11 protein-coding genes and 1 pseudogene are annotated in these 12,023 nt (G+C 63.1%); 6 read left to right on the plus strand and 6 right to left on the minus strand.

The genetic code is table 11. The features are described 5' to 3' along the window. The first annotated feature begins 129 nt into the window (after nucleotides 1-129). The 4 genes from AB4Y31_RS16525 (at nucleotide 130) to AB4Y31_RS16540 (ending at nucleotide 4,606) form a co-directional block, all read left to right on the plus strand. The gene (locus AB4Y31_RS16525; protein ID WP_368674840.1) at nucleotides 130-1,431 is read left to right on the plus strand and encodes an MFS transporter; all 1,302 of its coding nucleotides are present in this window, start codon (nucleotides 130-132) and stop codon (nucleotides 1,429-1,431) included. Between the two features lie 32 nt (nucleotides 1,432-1,463). Beyond that, nucleotides 1,464-2,369 carry an amidohydrolase gene (locus AB4Y31_RS16530; protein WP_368674841.1) on the plus strand — a complete coding sequence of 302 codons (906 nt, stop codon included), beginning with the start codon at nucleotides 1,464-1,466 and terminating at the stop codon, nucleotides 2,367-2,369. Nucleotides 2,370-2,411: 42 nt separating this feature from the next. After that, on the plus strand, nucleotides 2,412-3,296 hold the full coding sequence (locus AB4Y31_RS16535) for an oxaloacetate decarboxylase (RefSeq protein WP_018438670.1): 885 nt from the start codon (nucleotides 2,412-2,414) through the stop codon (nucleotides 3,294-3,296). Nucleotides 3,297-3,439: 143 nt separating this feature from the next. Continuing rightward, nucleotides 3,440-4,606, plus strand: a complete 1,167-nt coding sequence (locus tag AB4Y31_RS16540) for a YbfB/YjiJ family MFS transporter (protein ID WP_368674842.1) — start codon at nucleotides 3,440-3,442, stop codon at nucleotides 4,604-4,606. Here AB4Y31_RS16540 and AB4Y31_RS16545 read toward each other — a convergent pair. Continuing rightward, nucleotides 4,534-5,517 (minus strand): LysR family transcriptional regulator, encoded by a 984-nt coding sequence (locus AB4Y31_RS16545; RefSeq protein ID WP_368674843.1) that lies wholly within the window; start codon nucleotides 5,515-5,517, stop codon nucleotides 4,534-4,536. The two genes, AB4Y31_RS16540 and AB4Y31_RS16545, sit on opposite strands and share 73 nt — an antisense overlap. Nucleotides 5,518-5,696: 179 nt before the next feature. Between AB4Y31_RS16545 and AB4Y31_RS16550 the strand changes: the two are divergent. Then, a pseudogene (locus AB4Y31_RS16550) lies at nucleotides 5,697-5,837 on the plus strand (glyoxalase); the annotation flags it as partial. A gap of 10 nt (nucleotides 5,838-5,847) precedes the next feature. On the opposite strand, the gene AB4Y31_RS16555 reads toward AB4Y31_RS16550, so the two are convergent. The 4 genes from AB4Y31_RS16555 to AB4Y31_RS16570 all read right to left on the minus strand — a co-directional run bounded on the left by AB4Y31_RS16555 (nucleotide 5,848) and on the right by AB4Y31_RS16570 (nucleotide 10,458). After that, the gene (locus AB4Y31_RS16555) at nucleotides 5,848-6,735 is read right to left on the minus strand and encodes a LysR family transcriptional regulator (RefSeq protein ID WP_368674844.1); all 888 of its coding nucleotides are present in this window, start codon (nucleotides 6,733-6,735) and stop codon (nucleotides 5,848-5,850) included. Between the two features lie 83 nt (nucleotides 6,736-6,818). Further along, nucleotides 6,819-7,928, minus strand: coding sequence for an NAD(P)H-dependent flavin oxidoreductase (locus AB4Y31_RS16560; protein WP_368674845.1), 1,110 nt, complete (start codon nucleotides 7,926-7,928; stop codon nucleotides 6,819-6,821). Then, nucleotides 7,921-8,709, minus strand: a complete 789-nt coding sequence (locus tag AB4Y31_RS16565; RefSeq protein ID WP_368674846.1) for a LysR substrate-binding domain-containing protein — start codon at nucleotides 8,707-8,709, stop codon at nucleotides 7,921-7,923. Before AB4Y31_RS16565 ends, AB4Y31_RS16560 begins: the two co-directional genes overlap by 8 nt. 237 nt (nucleotides 8,710-8,946) lie before the next feature. Further along, a complete protein-coding gene (locus AB4Y31_RS16570) occupies nucleotides 8,947-10,458 on the minus strand; it encodes a CoA-acylating methylmalonate-semialdehyde dehydrogenase (protein ID WP_368674847.1) in 1,512 nt (503 codons plus the stop codon). Between the two features lie 110 nt (nucleotides 10,459-10,568). On the opposite strand from AB4Y31_RS16570, the gene AB4Y31_RS16575 reads away from it, so the two are divergent. Continuing rightward, complete coding sequence (locus AB4Y31_RS16575) at nucleotides 10,569-11,510, plus strand: LysR family transcriptional regulator (RefSeq protein ID WP_018438677.1); 942 nt, start codon at nucleotides 10,569-10,571, stop codon at nucleotides 11,508-11,510. A gap of 60 nt (nucleotides 11,511-11,570) precedes the next feature. On the opposite strand, the gene AB4Y31_RS16580 is transcribed toward AB4Y31_RS16575, so the two are convergent. Further along, nucleotides 11,571-11,948, minus strand: a complete 378-nt coding sequence (locus AB4Y31_RS16580; protein WP_368674848.1) for a superinfection immunity protein — start codon at nucleotides 11,946-11,948, stop codon at nucleotides 11,571-11,573. Nucleotides 11,949-12,023: the final 75 nt, after the last annotated feature.

A 12,023-nucleotide genomic window follows, 5' to 3' on the forward strand; every position in this document is an offset into this window, starting at 1 on the left:
TTCTGTGATGAAAGATCAACAGTTTCATAGTATCGCGCTACTGTAATGCTTTTTAGAATCTGTTTCGATCGTGTCGTGGGCGAGCGCCTCTTTCCACCCATTGCACGCGATAAAAAACGGGAGACATTGATGCAGTGGTATGGAGATATTTCGAAGTCCGAACGACGCACGCTATGGAGTTGCTTCTCCGGCTGGGCGCTCGACGCAATCGATACGCAGGTTTTCAGCCTTGTCATCCCTGCGTTGCTCGCGACATGGGGCATCAGCAAGGGGCAGGCAGGGCTCATAGGCGGCGCGACGCTCGTGGCCGGATCTCTGGGCGGACTGCTCGGGGGGATTCTGTCGGATCGCATCGGCCGCGTCCGCGCGCTTCAACTGACGGTCGTCTGGTTCTCGCTCTTCACTTTTCTGAGCGCATTCGCGCAAAACTTCGAGCAGCTTCTCGCGCTGAAGGCGCTGCAGGGAATTGGATTCGGCGGCGAATGGACAGCGGGCGCCGTGCTGCTCAGCGAAACGATCAACGCCAGGCATCGCGGCAAGGCCATGGGCGTCGTGCAAAGCGCCTGGGGCTTCGGGTGGGGCGGCGCCGTGCTGCTCTATACGATCGTCTTCTCGTGGGTATCGCCGCAATGGGCATGGCGTGTCGTCTTCGCGCTCGGCCTGCTGCCCGCGCTACTGGTGCTCTATTTGCGCCGTAACGTCGAGGAGCCGCCGCGTCCGAAAGCAACTTCGGCGCAGCCCGGAAAAAAGCCTGGCGTCTTTGCCATCGCGGCGGGCATCTTCGATCGCTCCGTCGTCCGCACGACCCTCGTGGGAGGTGTCATCGGTCTCGGTGCGCACGGCGGCTACCATGCGATCACGACCTGGCTGCCGACGTACCTCAAGACCGAGCGCCATCTGTCTGTGCTCGGAACAGGCGGCTATCTCGCCGTCGTCATCGTCGCCTTCATCACTGGCTGCTTCGTCAGCGCGTGGCTGCAGGATCGCATCGGCCGGCGCCTCAACGTGATTTTTTTCGCGCTTTGCTGCGTCGTGACGGTCAACCTCTATGTGTTCCTGCCGATCGGCGATACGGCGATGCTCATCCTGAGCTTTCCGCTCGGCCTTTTCTCCGCGGGCATCCCGGCCACGCTCGGCGCGCTCTTCAACGAGCTTTATCCACAGGGCGTCCGAGGGACGGGCGTCGGCTTCTGCTATAACTTCGGACGCATTGTATCCGCAGGCTTTCCCGTACTGATCGGGCATATGAGCAGCTCGATGCCGCTCGGCGCCGCCATCGGCATCGACGCGGGCGTGGCCTATGGTCTCGTCGTCATCGCTGCCTTGTTGCTGCCCGAGACGCGCGGCCGGCGAATCGATGCGGCAACCGCATCGGCCGCGCGCGGCGGGTCTTCATCGTCGGCGGACCCCGCGCCTGCCGCGCGCGGATAAGTGCATCGTCAATTTTTTGCTCGCTACGTTTCATGAACGATCTAGACGACGTCAAGGCCGCCCGCGACACGGAGACGGCTGCCCCGTCCATTCAGCACCATGCGGATTGGCTCGAGCACCGCGCGCCTGAAATCACGGCCGTCGATTCGCATGCTCACGTCTTTACGCGCGGTCTGCCGCTCGCCGCGGTTCGGCGCCATGCGCCCGATTACGATGCCACGCTCGATGCCTATGTCGCGCATTTGAAATCGGACGGCGTCTCCCATGGCGTGCTCGTGCAGCCGAGTTTCCTCGGGACCGATAACTCCTTCCTGCTTGCCGCGACGAAACGCTATCCGCGGCGCTTTCGCGGCGTGGCGGTCGTCGATGTGGAGATCTCCGAGCATGAGCTGCAGGCGCTCGATCAGTGCGGCGTGGTCGGCATCCGGCTCAATCTCATCGGCCTGTCGCTGCCCGACCTGCGGACGGGTGCATGGCCTCGCCTTCTTGCCCGCGTGAACGCGTTGCGCTGGCACGTCGAAGTGCATCGGCAGGCGGCCGATTTGCAGGTCGTCGTCGATGCGCTGCTGTCGCAGGGGTGCACGGTCGTCGTCGATCATTTCGGCCGCCCCGACCCGCACGCCGGCGCCGCCGACCCCGGCTTCCGTTATCTGCTTTCGACGGCCGATTCGGGCCGCGTCTGGGTCAAGCTGTCCGCCGCCTACCGCAGTGCGTCGGGCAGCGATGGCCTGGCGCTCGGCAAAGCGCTTACCGAGCGCTTGCTCGATTCGTTCGGCGAGCAACGGCTCGTCTGGGGCAGCGACTGGCCGCACACGCAGCACGAGGCACTGATCGATTATCCTTCATCGTTTGAAGCACTCGAAGCCTGGGTGCCCGACGTTTCGCGCAGGCGGTCGATACTGACGAGTTCGGCCTGTACGCTATTTCGCATTCCTTGACGATTGCGTCCGCGCCGTCGTCCCACACACGAGGACTACTCCATGAGCTCATCCGCTGCCTCCCGTAGAGAACGCTTTCGCGCCGAGATCGGCAAGAAGCAAGGCCTGCTCGTACCCGGCGCGTTCAACGCCATGAGCGCGCGTCTCATCGAGGATATGGGTTTCGGCGCCGTCTATCTGACGGGCGCCGGCGTCACCAACATGTCGTTCGGGCTTCCCGACCTCGGTTTCATCGGCCTCACCGATATCGCCGAACACGCGGCGCGCGTTCGCGATGCCGTCGAGCTGCCGCTCATCGTCGATGCCGATACCGGCTTCGGCAATGCGCTCAACGTTCGCCAAGCGGTGCGTACGCTCGAGCGCGTCGGTGTCGATGCCATTCAGATCGAAGATCAGGTCATGCCCAAGAAATGCGGCCACTTCTCCGGCAAGGAAGTCGTCAGCGCCGGGGAAATGGTCGGCAAGATACGCGCCGCCGTCGATGCGCGCACCGACGACAACTTCCTGATCGTCGCCCGCACCGATGCCGCGGCGGCGCATGGAATCGACGCGGCTATCGACCGCGCGCATCGCTTCGTCGAAGCGGGTGCGGACGTGCTCTTCATCGAGGCGATGGAGACGCGCGCCGATATCGAGCGGTTGCCGGGTCTCTTCGAGAAGCCGTTGCTCATCAATATCGTCATCGGCGGCAAGACGCCCGTCCAGGATCGCGACGCGCTCGCCGCGCTCCGTTATGGATTGGTGCTCTACGCGAATGCAGCGCTACAGGGTGCCGTGCGCGGCATGCAACAGTCGCTCGGCGTGCTGCGCGAGCGGGGACGCGTAGATGAAGACCCGGCCATCGTCGCGCCCTTCAAAGAGCGCCAGCGTCTCGTTCAGAAACCCCTCTTCGATAGTCTCGACGCGCGGTATAAAGAGGACGACTGACGGAGGACCGCATGATCGCCGCCGGTAAAAAGAGTGTTTACCGGCCGGCGATTGTCGTTCGCCTATCCACGAACCAATATTGAACGAACTGAAGGCTCGACGTGACGAGCCGTTCGGATTGGAAGATGGGTGGGTGGACGCAAATGGAAAACGCATTAGTACGAGCGCGCTGCGCTCCCGTACTGGAGTCGATTGCCGGCGCATTGATTCTTGCCGTCGGAATGGGATTCGGCCGTTTCTCGTTCACGGGCATGTACCCGCTGATGGTGAAGGAAGCGGCCATGACCGTGTCGGGGGGCTCGCTCGCGGCGTCCGCGAACTACGCCGGCTATCTGCTCGGCGCACTCGCCGTCAGCCGGATCGATCATCGGCATGCGGTGCGCCTCTGCCAATTCGCCACCATTGGAACAGTCGTTTGCCTGGCCGCCCTTGCGCTGCATCCGTCGATTGCGCTCATCATCGGCGCAAGGTTCATCGCGGGCGCCATGAGCGCACTCGCGCTCGTTGCCGTATCGGTATGGCTGTTCCATGTGATCGGACACCATCACGGCGCGCCCATCCTCTATTCGGGCGTGGGGACAGGCATTGCCATTTCGGCCGAACTGATTGCGTTCGGTCATGCGGGAGGGCTAGGGACCGCGGCGCTTTGGCTTCTTCTCGCCGCTGCATCGGCAATTCTCTCCGCAATTGCTTGGCCGGCGGTGGCACGCAACGTTCGTTCGTACTCCGAAAGAGATGAAGGAGCAAGAGGCGCTTCGAGCGCGCATGATGCGGTCATCGGCCCTCGGGCCTTAATCGCCATTTATGGTCTCGCCGGCCTCGGCTACATCGTCACGGCAACTTATCTGCCGCTACTCGTCAGAAACGCCCTGCCCCAGGTCAATCCCGTCCACATCTGGGCAGCGTTCGGCGTGGCCGCCGTTCCGTCGTGCTTCCTCTGGCACTGGCTCCATCATCGCTGGGGCAGCCGCACCGCCTTGGCCGCCAACCTGGCCGTGCAAGCCGCCGGCGTCATCCTGCCTGTTCTCGATCACTCGGCGTTCGCATTCCTCGGTAGCGCGGTGCTCGTCGGCGGCACGTTCGTCGGCACCGTGACCGTCGTCATGCCCGCGGCGAAGCGCGTCGCTCATGCGGTGAAGTTCAATCTGATGGCCACCCTGACAGCCGCGTACGGGCTCGGGCAAATCGTCGGCCCGCTGTTGTCGGATCGACTCGTGGCGCACACGCACTCGTTCGATCAACCGCTCGTCGTCGCGGCCGTAGCATTGTTCGTCGCGGCAGCGGTCTCTTGCGGACGAGGCCGCGCATGAGCGGCCCACGCGAGCTCATTTGTGCGAAGCACATCATCGCTCCACGCTCGGAGGAATTCGATCCACGTTTTGATCTTCGCGTCGACGTATTGGCGCGATGCATAGACCGCATAGATATTGAGCGTCTGCAAATGGCACTCAGGCAGGACCCTGACGAGCGATCCGCTACGAAGGAACGCACGGGCCACGAACACCGGCAATGCGCCGATGCCCATCCCTTCTTGCAACGCAACGGCCATCGCGTCGGGAACGTTCACTTTGAATCGATGGTCGGGCAAACGAAAGAGGCGTTCGCCGTCGGGCCCGACAAGTCGCCAGTGATCGGCGGGGAAGACAGACGGCAACGCCACCTGCAAACAAGTATGCCGCGATAGATCCTCGACCGTCTGCGGCGTGCCGCGCGCCGCAAGGTACTGCGGAGCGGCGCAGAGGATGCCTTGAGCCGACCCGAGCTCATGGGAAATGTAGTTTGAATCGGGCAGCGTATCGAGCGACACGCGCAGCGCAACGTCATACCCGTCCTCGAGCAAGTCCGGTACGTTCTGCGTTAACGTGAGCTCGATCGTCACTTCGGGATAGCGCTGCTGGTAGGCGGCGATGGCGGGCATGACGAAGTTCTGCCCGATGCTCGACATCGCATGCAGTCGAAGCGTGCCCGATGGCTTCGCATGCGCCTCCGAGGCCTCCGCTTCGGCTTCGTCAATTGAAGCGAGAATGACGCGGCAACGATTCAAATAGCGTTCGCCCGCCTCGGTCAGCGCGATGCGGCGCGTCGTCCGGTTCAGCAGCCGTGTGCGCAGGCGCGACTCGAGCTCCGAAATCGTGCGCGAGACATATCCTGTGCTCGCGTCGAGTTCGAGCGCGGCCGCCGTGAAGCTGCCCGATTCCGCGACCGCGATGAAAATCTTCATGCTGCGCACTACATCCATGACCAGGTTCCGCGCCCCGCCCTATTCCAGAGCATGCCGATTGTTGCCTCGTTGACTAGTACCAACTTTAGCAACGTTTGCATGGGACGCTGGCGGTTTGTTCAGATAGGGGTATCACAAAGCGCGATACCCCTCGGATTTCCGCCGTGGGCGCGTTTGCCGAGATCGTCGAGCGCGTCTCGAAGTGGCCCGGTGTCATCGTCGAATTCGCGCCCGAACTGCTCGGCAAGGGACCGAAGCGCCACACGATGATCTACGAGCCTGGTGGCATCAGGATAGAGTTCGATGTCGTTCCTGCCTGAACCGTCACGCTCAAGCCGCGGCCATGACGGGTCCGAGCTGTGAACGGGCAGTGTCGACGAATGCGCGCATCGCGCTCGATACGTACGCATCGTGTCGACGGATGAACAGCGTTTCGACGTCGGCGATTTCCGGCGGCACAGTGTGGATGGTTACCAGATTCTGATCGGCCGCAGCCGACACCACGCCCCTCGGCAACAGGGTAACGCCGATGCCCGCGGCTACGCAGGCGACAATCGCATCGAGCGAACCGAATTCGAGCGGCGTCGCCGTCACGATGCCCATATCGGCGAGCAGTTCATCGAGCCGCTGACGATAGGAGCAGCCGAGTCGGAAGACGATCGTCTTGAGCTCGCCGATCGCGTTGAGCGCTTCGCGCGAGCGGATCGCGCGCGCAGTGACGAGCACCAATTCTTCGCGGAAAACCGTTTCGCAGTGAAGATCGGGATGATCGACCGGCCCCGCCACAAATGCGGCGTCGAGACGGCAATCGGCCACGTCCGCCGTCAAGCTGCAACTCGTGCCCGTGGTCAGCGAGAGGCGAACTTGCGGATACATGCGAGCAAAGCTGCTGAGAACGGGGGCCAACCGAAGCGCTGCCGTCGTCTCGAGCGTTCCGAGCGTGAGCGTGCCACCCGGCGCGCCGTCGTCGAGCGCCGCCAGCTTTGCGTCGGCCACGAGCTTCGCGATGCGCGCGGCGTACGGCAGCATCCGCTCGCCGGCCGGCGTCAGGCTCACCCCGCGTACATGCCGCTGAAACAAGGCCACGCCGATCTCACGCTCGAGCGACCGGATCCTCGCCGTGACATTCGACTGCACGGTATGCAGTTCGGCGGCAGCGCGGTTCATGCTGCCATGCCTCGCCACGGCTTCGAATACCTTGAGGTCGGTCACGTCCATGCTTTGCCCCTCGGGGAAGTGGAACACATCGCAAGCATCGCTGCTAATGCTACACCACCCCCCAAGGGAACAGTTTTACGCTTTCAGATAGCGCATCGGTCGCAAAGCCCCCTAACGGTGGCCTTCAACTCCTCCTCCAGTTGCGCGACGAGTTCCGCCGCAGGCAGATCGCGTGCGAGCGCGGCGGCTTGCCCGGCCCATTGCGCACCGTATCCAAATTCGCCCTTCGCCTTCGCGGCAGCATGGAGCGCCTTGCCAATGTCATAGGTGATGGGGTAAGCCGGGACCTGCGGCGCCTCCGCATCGGCGCCGAGCTCGGTGAACTTGTTCATGATGCTTCGCGCTCGACGACCGGAAATGGCCTCGGTAAATGTGGTGCGGCGCGCGTTGTCCCCGAGCAAAGCACGCCGATAACCGTCGTCGATCGAGGTTTCCGGGCATGCGACGAAGGCGGTACCGAGTTGGGCCGCCGCGGCGCCCAGCGCGAACGCCGCTGCAATCCCCGCGCCGTCCATGATCCCACCGGCGGCGATGACCGGCAGATCGAACTTGGATGCAAGCAGTCGCGTCAGCGCGAATGTGCCGAGCTCTTCGTCCTGTCGTGGGTCGAATGCGCCGCGATGTCCGCCGGCCTCGATTCCTTGCGCGACGATCGCATCGACGCCCGCGGCCACGACCTGCTCAGCTTCGCCGACGTTCGTTGCGGAGGCCAAAAGCCGAATGCCGGCCCCTTTGAGCGCGTCGATCACGCTCCGCGAAGGCAATCCGAAGTGGAAACTGACGATAGCCGGCTTTTCTTCGAGAAAGACGTTGAACATGTCCTCGTCGACGAGAAAGCTCTTGTAGATCTCGTTCAGCTTCGCGGGCGGCGTGGCGCCGAATCGCGCAAAATGTGGCGCGAGCCATGAGATCCATTGACGCTCGACCGCTTCATTTGCCGTGGCCGGTTGGTGGCAGAAGACGTTTATGTTGAACGGTTTGCTCGTGAGCGCTCGGATTTCGCGCATGGTCTTGCGCGCGTTATCGGCGTTCATCGCGCCCACGCCATATGAACCCAGCGCGCCCGCATTCGAGACCGCAGCCGTCAGCGCCGGCGTGTTGACACCCGCCATTGGCGCTTGAATGATCGGTTTGTCGACGCCGAGCAAGCTCAGCAAGGCTTTTTGTTTTTGGTTTCCGCTAACGCTATTCATTCGATTCCCCTTGATCCGGATTCAGATAGGACGTGGTGTACCGCGGACGAACGTTTGCTTCCGATTCAGCCGACGCCTCCGAGCGCCAACGTCTTGGCCGAAAAGCGTGGCCCGTGCGCCGCAGCGCGTGCACGAACTCGACATAGGCCGTGCTCATGAACCCTTCGCGCGCTATCAGAAAGGTATCGACCGTTCCGAGCGAATGCGTTCGAACATACGGCATCGTCTGCTGCGCGTCGAGCACTGAGCGCGGGCATAGCGCAATACAGCAACCTGCCGCCACGGACGTCAGGATTCCATGATAGGAGGTCTGCTCGACGACGTCCCAATGCCGTGCACTCTTGCCAGCGTTCAATGCGAGCCAGCGCTCGAGCACGCGCCGATAAGTACATCCCTCGGCAAAGACGGCTATCGCCGCGATTGTCAGGTCATCCGCCGCGCGCACCTGAGGGTGGCTTGCGGGAAGCACGAGCAGCAATTCCTCAGTGTAGGCGTACGTCGCGGTGAGACCGTCGTTCGCACCGGCTTGCCGGAACGTCTCGTTCGAGGAGACAGTCGATGCCGGTTCGGGACGGGCGACGAAAGCACAGTCGATTCGGCCGTCGTGTACGCCGTCCGTCAGCGAAGCCGATGTACCGAGCGATATCTCGAGTTCGACTCGCGGCCAGCGAGCGTGGTAGTCGGCGACGAGCGGCGGCAATCGCGTCGACGCGGTGCTTTCCAATGCACCGATTCGTAGCCGGCCGGCCAACCCATCGCGGTCGCGCGATGACAGATCCATCCGTTCCCGCCTATGTGCCCCTGCACGTGTATCGTCCAGAGAGATCTTCGTTTTTGCGGGGATGCGGGTCAATCGCCAACCGGCAAAACAGCGTTGACTGCAAGGAAAAAGCGGAAGTCTTGCAGCGTCCCAATGCGCGATGCGCCGCGACAATGCGCGCGGCGCATCCTATTTCCCGAGGCGACACAATGAATGGCATTGGTTCCCCGCGGGAAACCAATGCCTCATCGATCGCGCTCAGCGAGCGGTAGGCATCGCGAACTCGGCGCCCTTCCCTACGCTCTCGGGCCAACGCTGCATGATCGACTTTTGCTTCGTGTAGAAACGCACACCTTCCTCGCCGTACGCGTGCATATCGCCGAACAGGCTGCGCTTGAAGCCGCCGAAGCCCTGCCACGCCATCGGCACCGGAATCGGCACGTTGATGCCGACCATCCCCACGTCGATCCGGCGACCGAACTCGCGCGCGATATTGCCGTCGCGCGTAAAGCACGACACGCCGTTGCCGAACTCGTGCGCGTTGATCAGGTCGACGGCCTCGGTGAAGTCGTGCACGCGAACGCAACTGAGCACGGGCCCGAAGATCTCTTCCTTATAGATGCGCATTTGCGGCGTGACATGGTCGAACAGCGTGCCGCCCGTGAAGAAGCCGTTTTCATGGCCCGGCACTTTGTGTCCTCGGCCATCCACGACGAGCGTCGCCCCCTCTTCGACACCCAGTGCCACATACCCTTCGACGCGCTCGAGCGCCTGGCGTGTCACGAGCGGCCCCATCTCGGCATCCGTCTCCATGCCGTTCTTGATGACGAGCGAGCGCGCGCGCTCGGCCAGCTTCGGAATGATCTTGTCGGCGACGTCGCCGACGAGCACGGCCACTGAGATCGCCATGCAGCGCTCGCCGGCCGATCCGTAGGCCGCGCCGATCAGCGCGTCGACGGCCTTGTCGAGATCGGCATCGGGCATGACCACCATGTGGTTCTTCGCACCGCCGAGCGCCTGCACACGCTTGCCATGCTTCGCACCCGTCTCGTAGATGTAATTCGCGATCGGCGTCGAGCCCACGAAGCTGACCGCCTTGACGTCCGGATGCGTCAGCAGCGCATCGACGACGACCTTATCTCCCTGCACGACGTTGAACACGCCGTCAGGCAAGCCGGCCTCTTTCAGCAGCTCGCCCATGAAGAGCGATGCCGACGGGTCGCGCTCGCTAGGCTTCAGGATGAACGTATTGCCCGCCGCGATCGCGACCGGGAACATCCAGCACGGCACCATGCAGGGGAAGTTGAACGGCGTGATGCCGGCCACGACGCCGAGCGGCTGGCGCATCGTCCAGTTGTCCATGCCGGTCGAAACCTGCTCGGTATAGTCGCCCTTCAGCAGCTGCGGAATCCCGCACGCAAACTCGATGACGTCGATGCCGCGCTCGACTTCGCCTTGCGCATCCGAGAACACCTTCCCGTGTTCGGCCGTGATGATGGCCGCGAGCTCGTCGCGACGCTTGTTCATCAGCTCGAGGAAACGCAGCATCACGCGGGCACGGCGGATCGGGGGCGTATCGCTCCACTTCGGGAACGCGGCCTTGGCCGACTCGACCGCCGCGGCCACATCGCCCGATTCGCCGAGGATCAGCTTGCGGGCCTCGGCGCCCGTCGCGGGATTGAAGACCGCCTGCGTGCGCGTCGCCGCGCCGCGAACCCGATTTCCGCCGATGAAATGCGTGACGTCAGCCGTATCGTTGAAGGCTTTCATTTGCGCCCCTCCAGTTGAGTTGATCTATGCCCCAAAGTTTAAGAACCGCAGCCTCAGCCGCAAAGGCGGTAACATTGAAATGATTGTTTTCATTCGTGAACAATGGGGATATGGATACGCAAAAGGTGGAGGGGCTCTGGGTGCATTTGCACTGGCTGACCGTGCTTGCCGACCAAGGCAGCTATACGGCCGCGGCCAATCGATTGGGCGTCAGCAAAGCAGCGATGAGCCAGCGTATCGCCGAGCTCGAGCGCGCGGCGGGCGTGGCGCTTGTGCAGCGCACCACGCGCAGCGTGCGGTTTACCGAGGCGGGCCAGCGGCTCGTCGAGGCGACGCGCGCGCACTATGAAACGATCGCAAGCAGCTTCGAATCCGTGCGCGACATGGCGGGACTGCCGCGCGGATTGATCCGATTGACCGCGCCGGTCTCACTCGCGCGCCAGCAAATCGTGCCTCGCCTGTCCGCGTTTCTCAACGAGCATCCTCAGATTCGCGTGCAAATGGAAGTATCGGACAGGCTCGCTTCGCTTGCGACGGAAGGCTTCGATCTCGCGATCCGGCACAGCGCCCGTCCGCCGGAAACCCATGTCGCCTGGAAGCTTTGCAAGACGCAGTCGGTGCTTGCCGCAACCCGCGCCTACATCAAGCGGCGCGGCCTGCCCGAGACGCCTCACGATCTCGCCAAGCACGACTGCCTTTTCTATCCGAGGGGATCGGGTCCGGCCGTTTGGTCGTTCGAGCGCGGCACAGCAAGAAAGAGTTCGGGGGAGCCCGTCGCCGTCACCGTCAATGGTCCGTTTTCGGCGAACAACAGCGAAGCGCTGCGCGATGCCGCGCTCGGCGATCTCGGCATCGCGTTGTTGCCCGACTTCAGCGCGCAGGCGGCCGTGCAGTCGGGAAAGTTGGTCGTCGTGCTGCCCGAGTGGCGCACGTTGGGTGCGTTCGCCGAGCAGCTTTATATCGTGCGGCCTTATGCTCATCACGTGCCGCAGGCCGTGGCGCTTTTCATTGCCTATCTGCGCTCGGCGTTTGCCGATGGCTTTCCGCTCTGATCGTTGCGCCCGCAACAAAACATCATGCGGGCGCAACACGGTTTGGTTTCAGGACCTGCTTTACTTTTGTCGAGCGTGCTCGCGGCCAGCGTTCACCGTCACAGGCACCGGTTGGTGCGAGAGTGGGCTCCGGGCAAGTCCGCCGGTGAGCGCCACGCCGCTCTTCGCATGGGCGACGAGCTTGGCGATCGTCGTGCGCGCCCATGCCTGGCGGCGCCGCGCGACCACTTGCGCGATCGGGCGGTCACTCACCGGGCGATGGGCCCATACGAACGCCGCGACCCATCCGATGACGGTCCAACCGAGCAGAACATTGACGAGCGTAATCGCCAGCGCGTCGTCGCGCTCGTTGGCGTCCGCCAAGATCGAAGGCGCCAAGTAGAAGCTGAGCGCCGCAAGCAGAGCGAGACCTTCGAAACCTTTCACAATCGTTAGCATTCCGCCACCTCACATTCATTCGTAGATAAAGCTCGCCCCGCATTGACGAGGCTCGGCTCGGGATGCCGACGCCGC

It is taken from the genome of Trinickia sp. EG282A, assembly GCF_040965455.1.
Taxonomy (GTDB): domain Bacteria; phylum Pseudomonadota; class Gammaproteobacteria; order Burkholderiales; family Burkholderiaceae; genus Trinickia; species Trinickia symbiotica.